The sequence below is a fragment of the Bradyrhizobium sp. 31Argb genome (genome assembly GCF_043638955.1).
In the GTDB taxonomy this organism is placed as follows: Bacteria; Pseudomonadota; Alphaproteobacteria; order Rhizobiales; family Xanthobacteraceae; genus Bradyrhizobium.
Genome location: NZ_JBEGDB010000018.1, coordinates 14,705 through 34,938, shown reverse-complemented (window position 1 = coordinate 34,938; position 20,234 = coordinate 14,705). Strand labels below are relative to the sequence as shown.

The 20,234-nt window shown below is 63.4% G+C and carries 16 protein-coding genes and 1 pseudogene; 13 read left to right on the top strand and 4 right to left on the bottom strand.

Going from position 1 to position 20,234, the window contains the following annotated elements; genetic code table 11:
• The first annotated feature begins 229 nt into the window (after window positions 1-229).
• Together AAFX91_RS05765 and AAFX91_RS05760 are read left to right on the top strand one after the other, a co-directional pair.
• A complete protein-coding gene (locus AAFX91_RS05765; protein WP_394565818.1) occupies window positions 230-1,585 on the top strand; it encodes a UdgX family uracil-DNA binding protein in 1,356 nt (451 codons plus the stop codon).
• Window positions 1,586-2,004: 419 nt separating this feature from the next.
• A complete protein-coding gene (locus AAFX91_RS05760) occupies window positions 2,005-3,633 on the top strand; it encodes an inorganic phosphate transporter (RefSeq protein WP_394565817.1) in 1,629 nt (542 codons plus the stop codon).
• A 280-nt stretch (window positions 3,634-3,913) separates the two neighbouring features.
• Here the strand turns inward: AAFX91_RS05760 and AAFX91_RS05755 are convergent, their stop codons facing one another.
• Window positions 3,914-5,086 (bottom strand): M20 aminoacylase family protein, encoded by a 1,173-nt coding sequence (locus AAFX91_RS05755; RefSeq protein WP_394565816.1) that lies wholly within the window; start codon window positions 5,084-5,086, stop codon window positions 3,914-3,916.
• A gap of 212 nt (window positions 5,087-5,298) precedes the next feature.
• On the opposite strand from AAFX91_RS05755, the gene AAFX91_RS05750 reads away from it, so the two are divergent.
• From AAFX91_RS05750 to AAFX91_RS05715, 8 genes are all read left to right on the top strand, one after another.
• Window positions 5,299-6,918 carry a GMC family oxidoreductase gene (locus tag AAFX91_RS05750; protein WP_130583692.1) on the top strand — a complete coding sequence of 540 codons (1,620 nt, stop codon included), beginning with the start codon at window positions 5,299-5,301 and terminating at the stop codon, window positions 6,916-6,918.
• A 137-nt stretch (window positions 6,919-7,055) separates the two neighbouring features.
• A complete protein-coding gene (locus tag AAFX91_RS05745; protein ID WP_394565815.1) occupies window positions 7,056-7,964 on the top strand; it encodes an alpha/beta fold hydrolase in 909 nt (302 codons plus the stop codon).
• Between the two features lie 635 nt (window positions 7,965-8,599).
• Window positions 8,600-8,743 (top strand): hypothetical protein, encoded by a 144-nt coding sequence (locus AAFX91_RS05740; protein WP_282529311.1) that lies wholly within the window; start codon window positions 8,600-8,602, stop codon window positions 8,741-8,743.
• Window positions 8,740-9,453: a class I SAM-dependent methyltransferase gene (locus AAFX91_RS05735; protein ID WP_394565814.1), complete on the top strand. Its 714-nt coding sequence runs from the start codon at window positions 8,740-8,742 to the stop codon at window positions 9,451-9,453. The genes AAFX91_RS05740 and AAFX91_RS05735 overlap by 4 nt, the downstream gene beginning before the upstream one ends.
• Before the next feature lie 132 nt (window positions 9,454-9,585).
• Window positions 9,586-10,536 (top strand): metallophosphoesterase, encoded by a 951-nt coding sequence (locus AAFX91_RS05730; protein WP_028167161.1) that lies wholly within the window; start codon window positions 9,586-9,588, stop codon window positions 10,534-10,536.
• A 14-nt stretch (window positions 10,537-10,550) separates the two neighbouring features.
• On the top strand, window positions 10,551-10,874 hold the full coding sequence (locus tag AAFX91_RS05725) for a cupredoxin family copper-binding protein (RefSeq protein ID WP_282529309.1): 324 nt from the start codon (window positions 10,551-10,553) through the stop codon (window positions 10,872-10,874).
• Between the two features lie 91 nt (window positions 10,875-10,965).
• Entirely contained in the window at window positions 10,966-11,520 is a 555-nt protein-coding gene (locus AAFX91_RS05720; protein ID WP_282529325.1) for a sigma-70 family RNA polymerase sigma factor, read from the top strand.
• Window positions 11,517-12,278 carry an anti-sigma factor family protein gene (locus AAFX91_RS05715; protein ID WP_394565813.1) on the top strand — a complete coding sequence of 254 codons (762 nt, stop codon included), beginning with the start codon at window positions 11,517-11,519 and terminating at the stop codon, window positions 12,276-12,278. The genes AAFX91_RS05720 and AAFX91_RS05715 overlap by 4 nt, the downstream gene beginning before the upstream one ends.
• Window positions 12,279-12,381: 103 nt before the next feature.
• Here the strand turns inward: AAFX91_RS05715 and AAFX91_RS05710 are convergent, their stop codons facing one another.
• The gene (locus AAFX91_RS05710; protein WP_130577156.1) at window positions 12,382-12,786 is read right to left on the bottom strand and encodes a GFA family protein; all 405 of its coding nucleotides are present in this window, start codon (window positions 12,784-12,786) and stop codon (window positions 12,382-12,384) included.
• A 142-nt stretch (window positions 12,787-12,928) separates the two neighbouring features.
• Window positions 12,929-14,320, bottom strand: coding sequence for an aminobacteriohopanetriol synthase HpnO (gene hpnO / locus AAFX91_RS05705; protein WP_130577106.1), 1,392 nt, complete (start codon window positions 14,318-14,320; stop codon window positions 12,929-12,931).
• A gap of 104 nt (window positions 14,321-14,424) precedes the next feature.
• On the opposite strand from hpnO, the gene AAFX91_RS05700 reads away from it, so the two are divergent.
• Window positions 14,425-15,117 carry a DUF2147 domain-containing protein gene (locus tag AAFX91_RS05700; RefSeq protein WP_394565812.1) on the top strand — a complete coding sequence of 231 codons (693 nt, stop codon included), beginning with the start codon at window positions 14,425-14,427 and terminating at the stop codon, window positions 15,115-15,117.
• Here AAFX91_RS05700 and AAFX91_RS05695 read toward each other — a convergent pair.
• Window positions 15,058-17,676 (bottom strand): MMPL family transporter, encoded by a 2,619-nt coding sequence (locus AAFX91_RS05695; protein WP_394565811.1) that lies wholly within the window; start codon window positions 17,674-17,676, stop codon window positions 15,058-15,060. The two genes, AAFX91_RS05700 and AAFX91_RS05695, sit on opposite strands and share 60 nt — an antisense overlap.
• A gap of 442 nt (window positions 17,677-18,118) precedes the next feature.
• Here AAFX91_RS05695 and ispH point away from each other — a divergent pair.
• Both ispH and hpnH read left to right on the top strand, forming a co-directional pair.
• Window positions 18,119-19,024 (top strand): annotated as a pseudogene (gene ispH / locus AAFX91_RS05690) (4-hydroxy-3-methylbut-2-enyl diphosphate reductase).
• Between the two features lie 34 nt (window positions 19,025-19,058).
• The gene (gene hpnH, locus AAFX91_RS05685) at window positions 19,059-20,219 is read left to right on the top strand and encodes an adenosyl-hopene transferase HpnH (RefSeq protein ID WP_394565810.1); all 1,161 of its coding nucleotides are present in this window, start codon (window positions 19,059-19,061) and stop codon (window positions 20,217-20,219) included.
• Window positions 20,220-20,234 lie beyond the last annotated feature (15 nt).

Genomic DNA, 20,234 nt, shown 5'->3' with positions numbered 1-20,234 from the left:
GCTGGCCCAATTGTTCATGGTATGTTCTAATATAAAGCCAACTGCGCGGGAGGAGTCAATCGGATTGGTAACGGGATAAATTCATTAATGGAATCAATGTGATCCGTGAGAGCCGTCATGGCCGGGCCTGTCCCGGCCATCCACGTTCTTTCCCTTGGTGAGGAAGGCGTGGATGCCCGGGTCAAGCCCGGGCATGACGAGAGGAGAGACAGGAGGGAGAGTAAGTGCCATGCACCACATCATCCTGGGCAGCGAGACTGATTTCGACGGCTGGCGGAAGGCAGCACGGACGCTGGTGCTGAACGAGGTGCTGCCTGACAATGTGACGTGGGCAGCGCGCGACAACGAAGTCGAACTGTTCGATACGCTGGACCGCGAAGCGCCGCTCGAACCGCCGCGCGGCACGTTCAACGTGCCGGCCAAATTCGTCGAGCTGGCGAAAACCGCGATCCTGCATCGCGACGCCGAGCGCTTCGCCCTGCTCTATCGCCTGTTGTGGCGCCTGCACCGCGATCATGACCTGCTCGATGTCGCTGACGATCCCGACGTCGCGCGTATCCACGCGATGGCGAAGGCCGTGCATCACGAGGCACAGCGGATGCGGACGTCGATCCGCTTCCGCGAGATCGGGCGCGAGCACAAATCACATTTCGTTGCCTGGTTCGAGCCGCAGCACCATGTCGTGGAACTGGCCGCGCCATTCTTCGCGAGCCGCTTTGCCGACATGCCCTGGTCGATCCTCACATCAGATGTCTGCGCGCATTGGGATGGACATGCGGTGTCGATCACGCCGGGTATCAGCGAGGCCGGGATGCCCGCAGGCCATCGGCTGGAGGAGATCTGGCAGCGTCATTACGCTGTTATCTTCAACCCGGCACGGCTGGCAGCGAAGCAATCGAGGAACCTGCCGGAGGCTTCGACGATTAAGCCCGCAAGCGAAAGCGCCACGCCACCGGAACCCGCCATGATCCGCCATTCCGATAGTCTGAGTGCGCTGCGGGAGGAAGCCGCCGATTGCCGCGCCTGCCATCTCTATGAGCACGCGACCCAGACCGTGTTCGGCGAAGGCCCGCAAAGCGCACAGGTGATGCTGGTCGGCGAGCAGCCGGGCGACAAGGAAGATCTCGCCGGAAAACCGTTCGTCGGTCCCGCCGGACAAATGCTCGACCGCGCGCTTGAAGAGGCCGGCATCGATCGCAAGAAAGTCTACATCACCAATGCGGTGAAGCATTTCAAATTTGTGCCGCGCGGCAAGATCCGCCTGCACCAGAAGCCGAATACGCCGGAGATCAAGGCCTGCCGCCAATGGTACGAGCGGGAACTCGCATCGATCAAACCGGACCTGGTGGTGACGATGGGCGCGACCGCTGCCCAATGCGTGTTCAACAAGCTCACGCCGATCGGCAAAAACCGCGGCCGGCTGATCGATCTCGACGACGACGTGAAGGCGCTGGTGACAGTGCATCCCTCCTATCTGCTGCGGCTGCCCGATGAGGATGCGAAAGCGCGGGAATATCAACGCTTTGTCGAGGACCTGAAGATCGCTGCGGAACTCTTGAGGAAACGCGCGCAGGCTGCGGCATAAGCATGGCACCATGCATAGCACTGCAAATATCAAGCCGTTGATAAGACTGATATCTATTTACAACCTTACATTGATGGCCGATACTCTCCTATTACAGGGGGAGTTTGGGGCGTCTTGTTCACGCCAATGACGTTCCCATGAGGTCGGCGCGCTGCCGCGGCGCCACAGCCCCGGCGTCAGGCAGCGCCCGACCGCTTCCTTTCCATCACACATCCATCACACACTTTCGCTGCGCGCATGGCTCGTCATGTGAATGGTCAACATTTATGTCGCGAGCGCGCGTGACAGACGATCATCGATGCAACACTCGAGCACCGTTGCGACACGCGTTTCATTCAAGCAAACTACGGCTGTCATCTAACCTTCAAGTCAATGGTCAAGACTAAGGGCCTCCTTCCGTATTTCGACGGGGCGTCAGAATGACCGATTTTGCACTCAATACTTCAGTACGCGACGAAAGGCCGATTCAGCCGGCTTCAAGGCCAAATCTCGATAAGGGCTTCAATCCACTGACGATGATCCTCTTCTTCGGCATCCTCGCGGCGGGGTTGCTGTTCGTCGCCTACAGCATCTATTCCGACGTCGATGCCACCGGCACCCGCGTCACCACCTTCTTGCCCTACATCCTGCTGTTCGTTGCGCTGTTGATTGCGCTCGGCTTTGAATTCGTCAACGGCTTCCACGACACCGCCAACGCGGTCGCGACCGTGATCTACACGCATTCGCTGCCCGCCGAAGTCGCGGTGATGTGGTCGGGCTTCTTCAACTTCCTCGGCGTGCTGCTCTCGTCTGGCGCGGTCGCATTCGGCATCATCTCGCTCCTGCCGGTCGAACTGATCCTGCAGGTCGGCTCCAGCGCCGGCTTCGCCATGGTGTTCGCGCTGTTGATCGCCGCGATCCTGTGGAATCTCGGCACCTGGTATTTCGGCCTGCCGGCCTCGTCCTCGCACACGCTGATCGGCTCGATCATCGGCGTCGGCATCGCCAATGCGCTGATGCGCGGCCGCGATGGCACGTCCGGCGTCGACTGGAGCAAGGCCACCGAGATCGGCTACGCGCTCTTGCTGTCGCCGCTGGTCGGCTTCGTCTGCGCCGCGATACTGCTGCTCGTGCTCAAGATGATCGTGCGCAACCCTGCGCTCTATGCCGCGCCCGAAGGCAACAAGGCGCCGCCGCTCTGGATCCGCGGCCTCTTGATCCTGACCTGCACCGGCGTCAGCTTCGCGCACGGCTCCAACGACGGGCAGAAGGGCATGGGCCTGATCATGCTGATCCTGATCGGCACCGTACCGACCGCCTATGCGCTGAACCGCGCGCTGCCGGAATCCCAGATCGCCCAGTTCCAGAAGAACTCGGAAGCCGCCTCCAAGGTGATCGCGGCGAAGGGCGCCGGTCACAGCATTATCGGCGATCCCCGTCCGGCCGTGACGCAGTACATCTCGCTGCACCACCTCAATGAGGGCACCTTCCCCTCGCTCGCGGTGCTGGTACAGGATGTCAGCAACCAGGTGATGAAGTACGGCTCGCTGACCAAGGTGCCCGCGGAAGCCGTCGGCAACACCCGCAACGACATGTACCTGATTTCGGAAGCGATCCGCTTCCTGATGAAGGACAAGGAGAGCGACCTCAGCAAGGAAGACATCGCGACGCTGAACGCCTACAAGGCCTCGCTCGACAGCGCGACCAAATTCATCCCGACCTGGGTGAAGATCGCGGTCGCGATTGCGCTCGGCCTCGGCACCATGATCGGCTGGAAGCGGATCGTGATCACGGTCGGCGAAAAGATCGGCAAGACCCACCTGACCTACGCGCAGGGCGCCTCCGCCGAACTCGTCGCCGCCGGCACGATCTTCGCGGCCGATACTTTCGGCCTGCCGGTGTCCACCACGCACGTGCTGTCATCGGGCGTTGCCGGCGCCATGGCCGCCAACGGTTCGGGCCTGCAGGTCGCGACCATCCGCAACATGGTGATGGCCTGGGTGCTGACGCTGCCCGCCGCGATCATGCTGTCGGCTTCGCTCTACGTGCTGTTCGCGAACGTGTTCTGAGCAGCGAACCTCTCAACGATAAAGGCCCGCGCAATGCGCGGGCCTTTTTGTTTTGTGCGCGAAGACCGCGCCACGCAACTCCGTCATTGCGAGGAGCGCAGCGACGAAGCAATCCATCTCTCCACAAGCGGACGCATGGATTGCTTCGCTGCGCTCGCAATGACGGAAGGAGACAGTTGCGTAGGGTGGGCAAAGCGAAGCGTGCCCACCATCCACGGGCGGTGCAAGAAAGGTGGGAACGCTTCGCTTTGCCCACCCTACGGCCTGGAACGACAAGACGTCACGCCGCCAGCGTGTTCTCCACCAGCTTGATCCAGTAGGACGTGCCGTAGACGATCGCCTCGTCGTTGAAATTGTAGGCGGGGTGATGCAGGCCGGCGCTGTCGCCGTTGCCGCAGAAGATGAAGGCGCCGGGGCGCGCTTCCAGCATGTAGGCGAAATCTTCCGCGCCCATCATCGGCGGCATTTCGTGGACGTTATTCTCGCCGGCGATTTCCTTGGCGATCCTGGTCGCGAACTCGGTCTGCGAGCGATGGTTGACGGTGACGGGGTAGCCGCGCTCGTAAGTGAGGTCGATCCTGGCGCCGGTCATCTGCGCGACGCCAGCGGCCACCTCATGGGTGCGTTTCTCGACCAGCGCCCGCACCTCCGGCGTCAGTGTGCGCACCGTGCCGCGCAGCTCCGCGGTCTGCGGGATCACGTTCCGCGCATTGCCGGCGTGGAATTCGCAGATCGAGATCACGGCCGAATCCAAGGGATCGACGGTGCGCGAGACGATCGACTGCAGCGCCGTGATCAATTGCGAGCCGACCAGCACGCTGTCGATGCATTTGTGCGGCCGCGCGGCGTGGCCGCCGTGGCCTTCGATCCTGATGTCGATCGCGTCCGTTGCCGCCATGATCGGGCCGGTCCGGATGGCAAACGAGCCGACGGGGATCCCAGGGCCGTTATGCATGCCATAGACCTGCTCGATGCCGAACCGCTCCATCAGCCCGTCCTTGATCATCGCGGCAGCGCCCGCGCCGCCCTCCTCGGCCGGCTGGAAGATCACGACCGCGTTGCCGGCAAAATTGCGGGTCTCAGCAAGGTAGCGGGCAGCGCCCAGCAGCATCGCGGTGTGCCCGTCATGGCCGCAGGCGTGCATCTTGCCTGATGTCTTGGAGGCATAAGGCAGACTGGTCTCCTCCTCGATCGGCAGCGCATCCATGTCGGCGCGCAACCCGATCACGCTGATCTCGCCATTGCCGGCGGGTTTCTTGCCCTTGATGACGCCGACTACGCCGGTGCGGCCGAGCCCCGTGGCGACCTCATCGCAGCCGAACTCGCGCAGCCGCTCCGCAACGAATGCTGCAGTGCGGTGGGTATCGTACATCAGCTCGGGATGTTCATGGATATCCCGCCGCCAGGCCTGGATGGCGGGCTGCAGGTCGGCGACGCGGTTGACGATGGGCATGGCACTTCTCAGATCTGTGATTCAAACGTCCGTGATCTTTCTACCATGCAAGCTGCGGTCCACCCAACTGGCGCGGCTGGCTGCCCATGCCCGGCCGTCATGGCTGGACTTGTCCCGCCCACCCACCTCTGACTATTAGGACAGCAGAAAATCGCACGGACGCCTGGAACATTTTCGGGCAACGCTGACGCGGACGGGTGGAAAGCAAGAGAATGCCTGGGAAGCTCGAGGGTGATTTCGACTATATCGTCGTGGGCGCTGGCACGGCCGGCTGCATCATGGCCAACCGGCTCTCGGCCGATCCGGCAAAGCGCGTGCTGGTGCTGGAAGCCGGCGGCGACGATAACTGGATCTGGTTTCACATCCCGGTCGGCTATCTCTTCGCGATCGGCAATCCGCGTTCCGACTGGATGTTCAAGACCGAGGCGGAGCCCGGCCTCAACGGCCGCGCGCTGGCCTATCCCCGCGGCAAGGTGATCGGCGGCTGCTCAGCGATCAACGCCATGATCTCGATGCGCGGACAGGCCGCCGATTACGATCACTGGCGCCAGCTCGGCCTCACCGGCTGGGGCTATGACGACGTGCGGCCGGTGTTCCGTGGGCTCGAGGATCATTTCCTCGGGCCGAGCGAGGACCATGGCTCGGGCGGCGGATGGCGCATCGAGGCGCCGCGGCTATCCTGGAAAGTGCTGGACGCCGTCGGCGATGCCGCGGAAGAAATGGGCATCAAGCGCATTCCCGATTTCAACACCGGTGACAACGAAGGCGTGAGCTATTTCCACGTCAACCAGAAGCGCGGCCGCCGCTGGTCTTCCGCGCGCGGCTTCCTGAAGCCCGCATTGCACCGGCCGAATCTGCTGCTGGAAAAGAACGTGCTGGTCGATCGCCTGATCGTGGAACAAGGCCGCGCCGTCGGCGTGCGCTTTTTCCGTGGCAATGAGATCATCGAGGCCCGCACCAAGGGCGAAGTGATCCTGACCGCCGGCGCGATCGGATCGGTGCAGGTGCTGCAGCGCTCCGGCATCGGGCCCGCCGACTGGCTCGCACCGCTCGGCATCGACGTCGTACTCGACAAGCAGGGCGTCGGGCGCAACCTGCAGGATCATCTGCAGCAGCGCGCGATCTACAAGGTGACCGGCGTGCGTACGCTGAACGAGACCTATTACTCGCTGTTCCGCCGCGGCCTGATGGGCCTCGACTACGCGCTGCGCCGCCGCGGGCCGCTGACCATGGCGCCGTCGCAACTCGGCATCTTCACGCGCTCGGATCCGCGCCGCGAGCGCGCCAACATCCAGTTCCACGTGCAGCCGCTGTCGCTCGACAAGTTCGGCGATCCCCTGCACCGCTTCCCCGCGATCACGGTGAGCGCCTGCAATCTGCAACCGACCTCGCGCGGCACCGTGCGCATCCGCTCCAGGCAGCCGGACGAGAAACCGTCGATCGCGCCGAATTATCTCTCGACCGACGAGGACCGCCAGGTCGCCGCCGATGCGATCCGCACAACGCGGCGCCTGATGAAGCAGAAAACGCTCGCGCAATACCGGCCAGAAGAATATCTGCCCGGCCCTTCCGTCGGCGATGACGATGCATCGCTCGCCAAGGCCGCCGGCGATATCGGCACCACGATCTTCCACCCCGTCGGCACCGCCAAGATGGGCACGGCCAACGACCCGATGGCCGTGGTCGACGAACGCCTGCGCTTCTACGGCATCGCCGGCCTCCGCGTCGCCGATGCGTCCGTGATGCCGACGATCACGTCGGGCAATACCAACACACCGACCGCGATGATCGCGGAGAAGGCTGCTGCGATGATTTTGGAGGACGCCAAGTAACAAAGCCCGTAGCCCGGATGAAGCGCAGCGTAATCCGGGAGCAATTCGCACGTGGCGGCAACCCCGGATTGCGCTACGCTCCATGCGGGCTACGTTGCTGCGGCGATGACATTGGAAGATTCGCGTCGGTAGAATGCATGGTCAGTGAGCGTCACCTCTCGATCGGGTCTGCAGATGCGCGCATTGCGCTGGTGCAATGGGGCGAGGAAGGCTCGCACCGGCCGCCTGCGCTCCTGCTTCACGGCACTGGTTTCGTGGCCAACGTCTGGGATGACGTCGCGCGCGATCTTGCATCCGACTACACGGTGTATGCGCTCGATCGCCGCGGCCACGGCGACAGCCACAAGCCCGCGGCGAACTGCTATCACTTTCAGGACTATGCGCAGGACGTGTGCGCGGTCATCGAAGAGCTTGATCTGCACGACATCTACGGGATCGGCCACAGCGCAGGCGCCACCGACTTGCTGCTCGCTGCAAAACAGCTGCCGGGACGCTTCGCACGCCTGTTCGTGATGGAGCCGACCGTCATGGATCCGCGCGCCGCGCGCGATGGGGTGACAGGATTGAGCGAATGGGCAACCTCCACCGTTCAAGGCGTCCTGCGCCGGCAGGCCGAGTTCGACAGTTTTGACGCGGTGTTCACACGTTATAGCGCCGCGCCGGCATTTGCAGATTGGTCTGAGACTTCGCTCTGGGCTTATATCCGACATGGCTTCGCGCCCCTGGAGAACGGAAGGGTACGGCTCCGTTGCACGCCCCAAATCGAGTCGGCGATCCTGCGCCCGATCTTCGAGGCCATGGAGCAGGTCTACGCCGGAGATGTGCGCGGCAATCCTTTCGGCTGGCTCAGTGAAATCGATTGCCCCGTGCGCGTGGCCACGGCCGAAAAGTCCTGGCCGATCTACAAGGAGATGGCATCACGGGCCGTCTCGCTCATTCCCGATGTCAGCGCGTGGAATTTCGAGGGCATCGGTCATTGCGTGGCGCAGGAAGCGCCGCCAATGCTGTTGCAGGCGCTGCGGGAATTCGCGCGATCGGAACGATGACGCCGGCTCACTGCAGCACCGCGGGTGCGCGGACTCATCGTTCGTGCCCAGGCTGGCTTGCTTTCGGTGGCACGACGATGGCGCCAGCGTTGGGGTGATGATCGTCGGCGAGCGCTCCCTGGCGGACGCCATCACCTCGCATTCGTCCATCAAATAGGAACGGCCGTGTTCCATTCGCGCCGGCAACGGCCGGCGTGTGCGATTGTCCAGACTTAGTATCTTGCGCGTTGGCCGCGGTCGCGGCCAGAGCCAACACAAACGCGATTGCTGGTCTTGACATGACGGGCTTCTCCTCTTGTGCGCGGGACGAACGCGCGGCGACACGACTTGGTTTCGGTCACCGTCGGGGAGGAACGGGGCGCCAGGATGGCAGCCATCTAGACGAACGCCGAGCCTTGGCTAGCTCTGCGCCGCCGTATGCGAGTTCGCTTCGGTGCCCGCCAGATCGAGAGAGTTTTGTCCGGCACGCGCCGACACAATACCGGCCGCTCACTTTGAGTTTTGTCGACCCTAGCTCGTCCGCAAACCATCAAAACGCCGAACGCCATCACGTAATCATTGAAGTTGCGAAAGATATGAAGGGGCGTTATCGTCGCGCAGCCGGGCACGCCGCGCCGCCACCGACGATCGGACTCATGAAACTCTACAACTTCCCCTTCGGCCCCTATCCGCAGCGGTTGACCATCTACGTCCCCGAAAAGGGCCTCACGGATATCGAACTGATCCACGTCCTGCTGCACATCGCCGAGCAAACGCGTCACCCTGGAGAGCGCGCATGAAGAATGACGCGTCCACCGGCGTCGCGCCGGTTTCTGAGATCTTGCGCCACTTCAGCGATCCCGCAGCAGTCGCCCGCTACGCCGAGGATACGCCGCGCAAGGTGCCGGGCTTCGCCGATCTTCAGCGCATGGCGGCGCTGCTGCTCGCCGAACGCGCGCCGGAAGCGGCTGATGTCCTCGTCCTCGGTGCCGGCGGCGGTCTGGAGCTGAAGGCGTTCGCCGAGGCAAGGCCGCGCTGGGGCTTCACGGGGATAGATCCCTCGGCGGAGATGCTCGATCTCGCGCGCAACGTGCTGGGGCCGCTCGCCTCGAGGGTCCGGTTGGTGCAAGGTTTCATCGAAGACGCACCTGCCGGCCCCTTCGATGGCGCGACCTGCCTGTTGACGCTGCATTTCCTTTCGAAGCCAGGGCGCCTGCGCACGCTGTGCGAGATGCGGCGACGGCTCAAGCCGGGCGCGGCGCTCGTCGTGGCGCACCACAGCCGGCCGCCGGACGGCGCGCTCGGGCGCTGGCTGACACGGTCCGTCATGTTCGCGAACGGTACCGGAGCCGATCCCGCGCAGGTGGCGGCCTCCGCCGCTTCCATGGCGCAGCGGCTGCCGATTCTGTTCGCCGAAGACGACGAAGCGCTTCTCGAGGAAGCGGGCTTTTCCGACGTCGCCCTGTTCTACGCCGGATTCACGTTCCGAGGCTGGGTCGCAGCGGCCTGACGGCCGGAGATTTGCAGCAACTCACGAAATCGTCATCGCCTCGCGCCAATGGAGCTTCGCCGCCAGGAATAACCCCTCCCCTCGCCCGATCACGTCTCCGCTGGCCCAATCACGGGCGCATGGAGAACTGCGATGAGCGAGTTCGATCACGACCACAGGGATGAAGAGCGCGGCGTCAGCCGCCGCCGGGTGCTGGAGTGCATGACCTGGGCGGGCACCGGCGTGCTCTGGACAGTGGCGGGCGGCGTGCCGCGCTCGCTCGGCATGGTCGGCTCGGCGCAAGCGGCCGAGGCCTCTGGCATGACCTTCCTGCAGATCAGCGACAGCCATGTCGGCTTCGACAAGGCCGCCAATCCGAACGCGCTTGGCACGCTGGAAGAAGCGATCGGCAAGATCAACGCCATGCCCGCGAAACCCTCCTTCATGATCCACACCGGCGACATCACGCATCTGTCGAAGGCCGCCGAGTTCGACAATGCCGAGCGCGTCATCTCGCAGGCCAAGCTCGACGTGCATTACGTGCCGGGCGAGCACGATCTGATCGACGAGGAAGTCAAGCTCTACAAGGAGCGCTACGGCCGCGGCACCAGGGGCGCCGGCTGGTATTCGTTCGACGCCGGCGGCGTGCACTTCGTCGGCCTCGTCAACGTCGTCGACCTCAAGGCCGGAGGCCTGGGCAATCTCGGCGCCGAGCAGCTCGAATGGCTCGAGGACGATCTGAAGGGCCGCTCGAAATCGACCCCGATCGTGCTGTTCGCCCACATCCCGCTATGGACCGTCTATCCGACCTGGGGCTGGGGCACCGAGGACGGCGCACGCGCGCTGGAATATGTGAAGGGCTTCGGCTCGGTGACGGTGCTGAACGGGCACATCCACCAGGTGATGCAGAAGGTCGAAGGCAACGTCACCTTCCACACCGCGCGCTCGACCGCCTTTCCGCAGCCGGCGCCCGGCACTGCGCCCTCACCGGGCCCGATGAAGGTCGAGGATGCCAAGCTGCGCAGCGTGCTCGGCATCGCCAGCGTCAACTTCAAGCAGGGGCAGGAGCGCCTCGCCATCATCGACACGCCGCTGCAGGGCTGAAGAGGGACAGGTTCATGAGCACGATCAATCGCCGTGACTTCGGCATCGCCGTCGCCGCGGCCATGCTGCTCCCCGCCAGCGCTGCGCGTGCCGCCGATATGGAAGTGCATATCGACAACTTTGTTTTCCAGCCCGCGCAGCTCGACGTGAAGGTCGGCACGACCGTCACCTGGACCAATCGCGACGACATTCCGCACACGGTGGTGTGCGCGGGAAAATTCAGGTCGAAACCCATGGACACCGACGGCAGCTTTTCATTCACCTTCACGGAGGCCGGCGAGTACAAATATTTTTGTTCGCTGCACCCGCACATGACAGGCATGATCAGGGTCGAGTAAGTTGGCAATCTCTGCCAGCGCAACCCTGCCCGGCCGGCGGATCGACATCGGCCGGGCCAAGACATTCGCCGCACAAACCGGGCATGAGGCGATGAAAGCGTCGGAGGAAGATCCCGAGAAGGCGCGGCGCTTTCGCGAGGCCGCACTGCCTTATCTCGACGATGCCTATACACTGGCACGCTATCTCCTGCGGGACGCCAGCGATGCCGAGGATGCGGTGCAGGAGTGTTTCCTGCGCGCCTACAAGCATTTCGACAGCTATCGCGGGCCGGCAATGAAGCCATGGCTGTTCGCGATCCTGCGCAATGTCTGCCGTGCCGAATATGCGCGCCGCGCGGGCATCAAGACCGGCGCGATCGAGGACGTCGCCGACAGCGCGGATGCAACCCCGCTCTGGCATGAGGCGCAGGAGACGCCGGAGACGCAGATGCTGCGCGAGAAGGATTCCGCGGCAATTCGCCGGCTGATCGCGGCGCTTGCCGAACCGTTTCGCGAGACCTTCGTGCTCCGGGAAATCCAGAACCTTTCGTACCGCGAGATCGCCGATGTTGCGGCCGTCCCCGTCGGCACCGTGATGTCGCGACTTGCCCGCGCCCGCGCGATGCTGCGCTCGGCGTGGCTTGCGGAACAGGAGCAAGCAAAATGACCTGCGAGGAAGCCGAGGTGCTGCTTCAGGCGCTGATCGACGGCGAGCTCGACGCGGGACATGCGCGCGAGGTCGAGGACCACGTCGCAGGCTGCCCGCGCTGCACGGAGCTGGCGAAAGACTATCGCGCGATGAGCCGCATGATCGCGGAAAAGGGTGCAAGCTTCACCGCGCCGCCCGAGCTGCGCCGGCGCATCGAGGCCGCGCTGCCGCAGCCGAAGGTTGCACCAAGCCGCCGCGCGGTGCTGCGCGGCTTCGCGCTGGGATCGGCGGTCTCCGCGATGGCTGCGACCGGCCTCGTCGCCGTCATCCTGCGCAATGACGACAACGCGCGCATCCAGTCGGAACTGGTCTCGGCGCACCTGCGCTCGCTGCAGGCCGGCCATCTCACCGACGTGCTTTCCACCGACCAGCACACGGTCAAGCCGTGGTTCAACGGCAGGCTCGACGTCGCTCCACCCGTGATCGACCTCACCGCCCTGGGTTTCACCCTGATCGGCGGACGCCTCGACTATGTCGATGCCCGCCCGATCGGCGCCGTGGTCTATCGAAGGCGCGAGCACGTCATCAACCTGTTCGTCGCACAGACATCAGACACCGAGCGCCACGCCGCCAGGACGAGCCAGCGGCAGGGCTTCAACATCCGCCACTGGAGCGATCACGGCCTGAACTTCTGGGCCGTCAGCGACCTCGCCGCCGACGAGCTCGCCGAGTTCGGCGAGAAGTTCGAGACGGCGATGCGGACTCCAGCTTCGTAGCTTCGTAGCGCGGATGGAGCGAAGCGTAATCCGGGGTTTGCTTGCGACATTGTTCCCGGATTGCGCTTCGCTTCATCCGGGCTACAGGATCCTGGTGGTGCTGCTATTGCTGCGGCGGGTATCGGTCGAATACGGGCAGCTCGTGCGCGCGTTCCATCCACTGGATCCGCTCGGCGACCTGGACATGGATCATTGGCGGAACGACGTCAGGATCATCATAGGTTCCGCTCTGGATATCAATGATCCCGGGCAGCATCTGCTCATTGACGTAAAAAAGACCGGTGCCGCAATTCGCGCAAAAATGCCGGCGGCCGTGCTCGGATGATTCGTAGACCTTGGGCTGCCCTTGGGTCACCTTGACGGCAGCGGCGGGATACATCGTCCAGGCGACCATCGGCGCGCCGGCGTGACGTCGGCAATCCGTGCAGTGGCAGAGCGCGTGTGTAAGGGCTTCGCCTTCAACCTCGTAGCGGATGGCTCCGCAATGACAACCGCCTGCAATGTGCATTTCATCTGCTCCCAGGACGTTGACAGAGTGATTTAGCATCGTAGCCCGGATGGAGCGCAGCGTAATCCGGAACCGGTTCGCGAACGGCCATGATCCCGGATTACGCTTCGCTTCATCCGGGCTAAGGAAGCCGCAGAGTTAATCAGGCCGACTTGCGCACCGCGTTGTCGACCAGCGTCTTGCCGAGCGACCAGATCGCGCCAGGGACCTTGTGGCTGCCGGCGATCACGGTGTCGAAGGCCTTTTCGATCCAGGTGCAGTCGTCCTCGGTGAGGACGAGCGGCGGCAGGAGCTTGATGGTGTGGAGGCCGTGGCCGGCGACCTGGGTCAGGATCTTGTGGTCCTTGAACAGCGGCACGGTGATGAGCTGGCAGAACAGGCCTTTGTTCGCGGTCTCCAGCACGTTCCAGGATGCGCGCAGGCGCAGCGACTTCGGCGGGCCGAACTCGATGCCGATCATCAATCCCTTGCCGCGGACTTCCTTCATCAGCTCGTAGCCTGGCACCATGCGCGTCAGCGCGAGGCGGAGCTCGGCGCCGCGCTTGGCGGCCAGCTCAACCAGCTTCTCGGCCTTGATGACGTCGAGCGTTGCGATGCCGGCGGCCATCGCCAGATCGTTCTTCGAGAATGTCGAGCCGTGCACGACGGCGCGATCCATCTGGTTGAAGATCTTGTCGAAGATGCTCTTGCGCGTCAGCAGCGCGCCGACCGGGACATGACCGCCGGACAGCGCTTTCGCCAGCAGCACCATGTCGGGCTCGACATTCCAGTGCTCGACGGCGAGGAATTTGCCGGTGCGGCCGATGCCGGTCTGAATCTCGTCGGCGACGAACAGCGTGCCATATTTCCGGCACAACGCCGCAGCACCGGGCAGGAATTCGTCCGAGGGCATGTTGACGCCCTTGCCCTGGATCGGTTCGACGATGAAGGCCGCGACCTGGCGCGACGACAGCGCCTGCTCGAGCGCGGCAAGATCGTTGAACGGAATCTGGGTGCAGCCGGGCAATAGCGGCTCGAAGCCGGAGCGGAAGTTCGCATCGTCCATCAGCGACAGCGCGCCATAGGACAATCCGTGAAACGAATGCGAGCAGGACACGATGCCGGGCCGCCCGGTCGCGCCACGCGCGAACTTGATGGCGGCTTCTACCGTCTCGGCGCCCGAATTGGAAAAGAATACCTTGTCCAGATATGGCACATATTCGAGGAGGCGCTCGGCCAGGATGCCGGCGAGCGTGGACACATCGAGCTGCACGAGGTTGGGCAGATCGGCATCCAGCACGCTCTTCAAGGCCTGGCGCAGCGCCGGGTGGTTGCGGCCGATCGCAAAAACGCCAAATCCGCTGAGTAGGTCGAGATACCGTGCCCCCTCACGATCGAAGAGATATTGGCCTTGCCCTTTTTGAAAGCCGACGTCATAGCCGATGGTTTTGAGCACGCGCACGAGCTGCTCGTTCAAGTAGCGCGCGTGCAGGGAACTGCGCTGCGCCTGGCGCTCCACAAACATCTCGGAAACGTCTAGATTTGAGCTTAGCATCGGCTACATACGTCGGTTGATGGTCATTTCGTCAACTCAAAACGCCGAATGCGGCGTTTTGCCCCCAAGCTTTGGCCCTTGTACACTTAAGCACAGGTAAGACCATGTTGCACTGCCCACCCAAGCTCGCGCGCACCATAGCATACTCGGGACTCGTTTTGGCGAGCACAATGGTCCCAGCGCTGGCCGCGGATCCGACCGGCGACTGGCGCGTGGCTGACGGTGTCGCCCATATCCGGGTCGCACAATGCAACGGCAGCCTCTGGGGCGCAGTCGCCTGGGAGAAGACCCCCGGCGGCAAGGATACGCAGAATCCGGACGCCGCGAAGCAAAGCCGGCCCACGCTCGGCATGCCGATCCTGATCGACATGAAGAAGAAGGCGGGCACGGATGCGTGGGAGGGCCAAGTCTATAATGCCAAGGACGGTCAGCTCTACAGCTCTACGATCAAGCCAATTGGTTCTGACAAGCTCGAGATTCAAGGCTGCGTGCTGGGCTTTCTCTGCGGCGGCGAGACCTGGACCCGCGTTGGGCCTCCGATTGCCTCCAGCGCCGCCAACAGCACGCCCCCTGCCAACAGCGTGGCCAAGGGCGCCGCACCCGCACCCAAAGGGGCAGCGCAGTCAGCCGCTCAGACGCCGCCCAAGACCACGGGCTCGGTGAGCTCGGCTCCCGCCACCGCGCCGGCCGCGTCGTCCAAACAGCAGACGGGCCAGAAGCAGGCAGCAGCCGCCCCATCAGGTGACGTCGTCGGCGATATCTGCGTCCTTCCGGACGTCGCGCGGTTTACCCATTAATGCCGGCTGGAAGAGCAGCACCGCGGCGAGAGTCGTGACCAGCGAGAGCGCGAGCAATTTACCCATGCTCGCGGTTCCTGGATGACTTGAAAGCCACAGGCTGCCGAACGCGGTTGCCGTGGTCAGCGCGCTGAAAAAGATTGCCCGCGTCAGGCTCGATTGCAGCAGATTCGTTCTGCCCTGACGCCAGGCAGTGACGTAGTAGATCTTGAAGGCGACGCCGACGCCGAGCAACAGCGGCAGCGCGACGATATTGGCGAAGTTGAGCGGCAGCCCGATCAGCACGCAGATTTCCAGCGTCACGGCGCCCGCGACCAGAAGCGGCACGATCGTCATCAGCACGTCGGCGATGCGCCGCAGCGTCAGCCAGAGCAGCAGGCTGATCACGATCAGCGACCAGATGCCGGCGTGGATGAACGCCTTCACCACGGTATCGCCGGACTTCAGGATCGAGACCGGGCCGCCGATCGCCGTCGGCTCGGCCGCGAGCACGGCGGCCGCGAACTTGCGCAGCGTGTCATTGTCGTTCGGATCACCCTTCGGCAGGACCTCGACCCGTATCAGCCCGTCCTTGGCCTTCCATTCACGTACCAGCTCCTCCGGCAGCAACTTCAAGGTGACGGTCTGGGCCTGCAGCATGTCCCTGAGCTGGTCGAGCACCACCTTGAGTGGCGAAACGAAGACGTTCTGCGCCTTGTCGCGCGTCGCCTGATTCGAATCGGCCAGCTTGGTCAGCGCATCCGCAAGCCGGCGTGCAGCCACCGCGCCCGCATTCTTGATGTCGCCGGCGGTCTTGCGGAGGTTGTCGGCCGAGCTCTTCAGGGACTCGACATTCTCCTGGTCGGTCGGCGGCGCATCGATCGAATCCGGATTGAGCGCCGGGTTGAGCATCTTCGCCGCCTGCGCGATCAGCTTCAGCTTGGCCGGCTGATCGGTCGGCACGAAGCTGTCGAGCGAGCGGACGCTCAACACTTCCGGCAGCTTTTCCAGCCTCTCCTCGATCTTCCTGGCGTCGGCTTCCGAATGCGTCATCACGTTGATCGCATTGGCGCCGGTGTTCGGGTCGCGCCTCAGATCGAGGAACGTCGCGATCGATTCGACCTGCGAGTTGCGCAGGTTGATCGGGTTGAAGTCGAACTTCATGTAGTAGAGCAGCGGCAGGCCGGCGATCACGAGGGCGAGCGTGCTGATGATGATCGCGACGCGATGCTTCTCCAGGAAATGGTCGACGGGCGCGAGGAACGCGTAGCCGACCGGCTCCTTCTCGCCGGGCGGATTGAGCAGGTCCAGGAGCGCCGGCAGCGTGGTGATGCTGGTGAGGAACGCGATCAGCATGCCGGCGCCGGCGATCTTGCCGAGCTCGGAAATGCCCTTGTAGTCGGTCGGCAGGAAGCACAGGAAGCCCGCGGCGGTCGCCATCGCCGCAAGCGAGAGCGGCACCGCCGAGCGGCGTGCCGCATTCTCCAGCGCCAGCGTCAGGTTGTCGTTCTTGAAGCGTTCGGAACGGTAGCGGACGCTGAACTGGATACCGAAATCGACGCCTAAGCCTACGAACAGCACGGCAAAGGCGATCGACAACAAATTGAGCGAGCCGACCATCATCAACCCGACGGCGGTGGTGATCGCAAGCCCGATGAACAGGTTCAGGAACACGGCGAAGATGATCTTGGCCGAATGCAGCGCGAGCCACAGGATCACCAGCACGATCAGCACGGTGCCGATGCCGTTGACGACGGCGCCATCCTGGACGGTGGCATATTCCTCGTTGGCGATCGGCACCGGTCCGGTGAGGCGGACGCGCGCGCCATATTCGCTTGGGAATTTCAGGTCTGCGGCCGCCTGCCGGATCGCATCGGTGGCCGCCTTACCGGGCTCCAGCGCCTGATAGTCGAGCACCGGCTTGAATTCGATGAAGGCGCGCTTGTCCGAATCGGTCAGCGGCTTGTCGCTGGTGAGCTCGCGCCAGGAGAAGGTCGGATTGCCCTTGTTGCTGAGGACATCCTCGACCGTCTGCGAGATCAGGTTGAAGGGCCGAGCGGCGTTCTCGAGCCTGGCCTGCCCGCGCTTGATGCCGGCAAGACCCGTCTCCAGCGCACCGGTGAGGCCGCGGATCGAGGGATCGCCGGCCATGATCTCGATCAGGGGTGCGGCGGATTCGAGCTCGCCGGTAACCTGGGCGACCTCCTCGGTCGGCAGGAACAGAAGCCCGTTCTTCTCGAAGAATTCGCCGGAGCCGAGCGGCGTGACCGATTCGAAATGCTCGGTGTCACCGGTGAGCTTCTCGGCCAGCGCCTTGGCGGCAAGGCCCGTGAGCTCCGGCGTCGGCGCCTCCACGACGGCAAGAATCAGGCGCTCGCGGTCGAAGGCTTGCTCGAACTGGATGTCGCGCTGGCGCCAGTCCAGGTTGGGCGAGATCAGCGTATTGATGTCGGTATTGATGGTGAAGTTGCGCGCCGCGTAATAGCCCGCCGCGACCGCTGATATCAGCGAGAGGACGACGACAGGGATGGCAAACCGCGTGCACGCCTTAACAATCGAGACAACAATACGTGTCAGCACTTCATTTCTTTCTGATCACAGGAAGCACGCCGAAAACGCCCGCTATCTAGCGGAGTTCCCAGGGCCGATCTAATGTTGTTTTGACCGCCCGACCGCTGGTTCACGAAGAAGCGTCGAAACGGGCCGGAACGGCGTTGGGCGCGGTATATCCCGCCCCAGCGGGCAATAAAGTGACGAACAAGTGAGATGGGGTGGGCATTAATGCCGCAGTTTTAGGTATTTTAATACCTTAAACCGGCGACCCGAGTGATAACCATTCCGTAATCCGGCTTTCCTAGACGCTCATTTTTTGACACAAAGCGCTCTTCTTCCGTGCGCTTGGGGGTGGGCTTAAGTGCAGGAACTGGTGGTGCGGATATTGCAGCAGGACCTGCCGGCTGCAGGATGTCCGGCCGCGCGGGTTTTCGGATCAGATTGGTGCAATTTGCTTAACGGGCGTCCTATGGAGGTTTTTCTAGCGCAGCCGCGGGGGTTTTGCGCGGGCGTGGTGCGCGCCATCGAGATCGTCGAGCGCGCGCTCGAGAAATACGGGCCGCCGGTCTATGTCCGACATGAGATCGTGCATAACAAATACGTCGTCGAAAGCCTGAAGAACAAGGGCGCGATCTTCGTCGAGGACCTTTCCGAGGTTCCGGCGAACGCGGTGACCGTGTTCAGCGCCCATGGCGTGGCGCGCAGCGTCGAGGAAGAGGCCGCCGCACGCGGCCTGCCGGTGCTCAATGCCACCTGCCCGCTGGTCACCAAGGTCCACAATCAGGGCAAGCGCTATATGTCGAAGGGCCGGTCATCCACCCCGAGGTCGAGGGAACCATGGGCCAGGTTCCAGGCCCCGTGCTGCTGGTCCAGAGCGTCGAGGATGTCAACGCCCTGACGCTGTCGGCCGATACGCCGATCGCCTACATCACCCAGACCACCCTGAGCGTAGATGACACACGTGAGATTATTCTGGCGCTCCAGGCCCGGTTTACAGACATTCAAGGCCCTGACATCCGGGATATCTGCTATGCCACACAGAACCGCCAATCCGCGGTAAGGGACCTGAGCAAATTGGTGGATGTCATCCTGGTGGTGGGGGCCGCCAACAGCTCCAATTCCCAATCGGTTGCGCGAGATCGGCACCGAAGCCGGCGTCGCCAGTTACCTCATTGCGGATGGCAGCGAACTCAACCCAGAATGGCTGAAGAATGCAAAGACCGTCGGCATCACGGCGGGCGCGTCGGCGCCCGAAGTGCTGGTCGACGACGTGATCGAGGCGTTGCGGCGCACCGGACCGGTCAAGGTGTCGGTCCTGCCGGGCCGGGAAGAGAACATCGAATTCCGCCTGCCGGCCGAACTGACCGCGGGCTGACCCAAACTTGGTCGTGAGAGTCGAGAGAGAAAGAATGGCAATACCCTTCTTCAAGGAACTGCGCATCGGCGGCTATCTGCTCAGGCGGAAGCTGCTGGGCCGCAAGCGCTATCCGCTCGTGCTGATGCTGGAGCCGCTGTTTCGCTGCAATCTCGCCTGCGTGGGCTGCGGCAAGATCGACTACCCCGACGCGATCCTCAATCGCCGCATGACCGCGCAGGAGTGCTGGGACGCGGCCGACGAGTGCGGCGCGCCGATGGTAGCGATCCCCGGCGGCGAGCCGCTGATCCACAAGGAGATCGGCGAGATCGTCCGCGGCCTGGTAGCGCGCAAGAAGTTCGTCTCGCTCTGCACCAACGCGCTGCTTCTGGAAAAGAAGCTCGATCTGTTCGAGCCGTCGCCTTATTTGTTCTTCTCAGTGCATCTCGATGGGCTGAAGGACCATCACGACAAAGCGGTGTCTCAGAAGGGCGTGTTCGACCGCGCGGTGTCCGCGATCAAGGCGGCCAAGGCGCGCGGCTTCACCGTCAATGTCAATGCCACCATCTTCGACGGCCATCCGGCGGAGGAAATCGCAAAGTTCCTCGACTTCACCACCGAACTCGGCGTCGGCGTCTCGATGTCGCCGGGCTACGCCTATGAGCGCGCGCCCGACCAGGAGCACTTCCTCAACCGCACCAAGACCAAGAAGCTGTTCCGGGACGTCTTTGCGCTCGGCAAGGGCAAGAAGTGGAATTTCATGCATTCCGGCCTGTTCCTCGACTTCCTGGCCGGCAACCAGGAATACGAGTGCACGCCCTGGGGCATGCCGGCGCGCAACATCTTCGGCTGGCAGAAGCCCTGCTATCTACTCGGCGAAGGCTACGCCAAGACCTTCAAGGAGCTGATGGAGACCACGGACTGGGATTCCTACGGCACCGGCAAGTATGAGAAGTGCGCCGACTGCATGGCGCATTGCGGCTACGAGCCGACCGCTGCGATCGCGGCGCTCAACAACCCGCTGAAGGCCATGTGGGTCTCCATGCGCGGCATCCGCACCAAGGGTCCGATGGCCCCCGAGATCGATCTCACGAAGCAGCGTCCGGCGCAGTACATCTTCTCGGAGCAGGTCCAGAAGAAGCTCTCCGAGATCCGCCGCGACGAAGCGGTCGCCGCCCAGCAGAAGGCCGCACAGAAAGCCTCAACTGCCGCGTAAGACGCGAGCAACAAT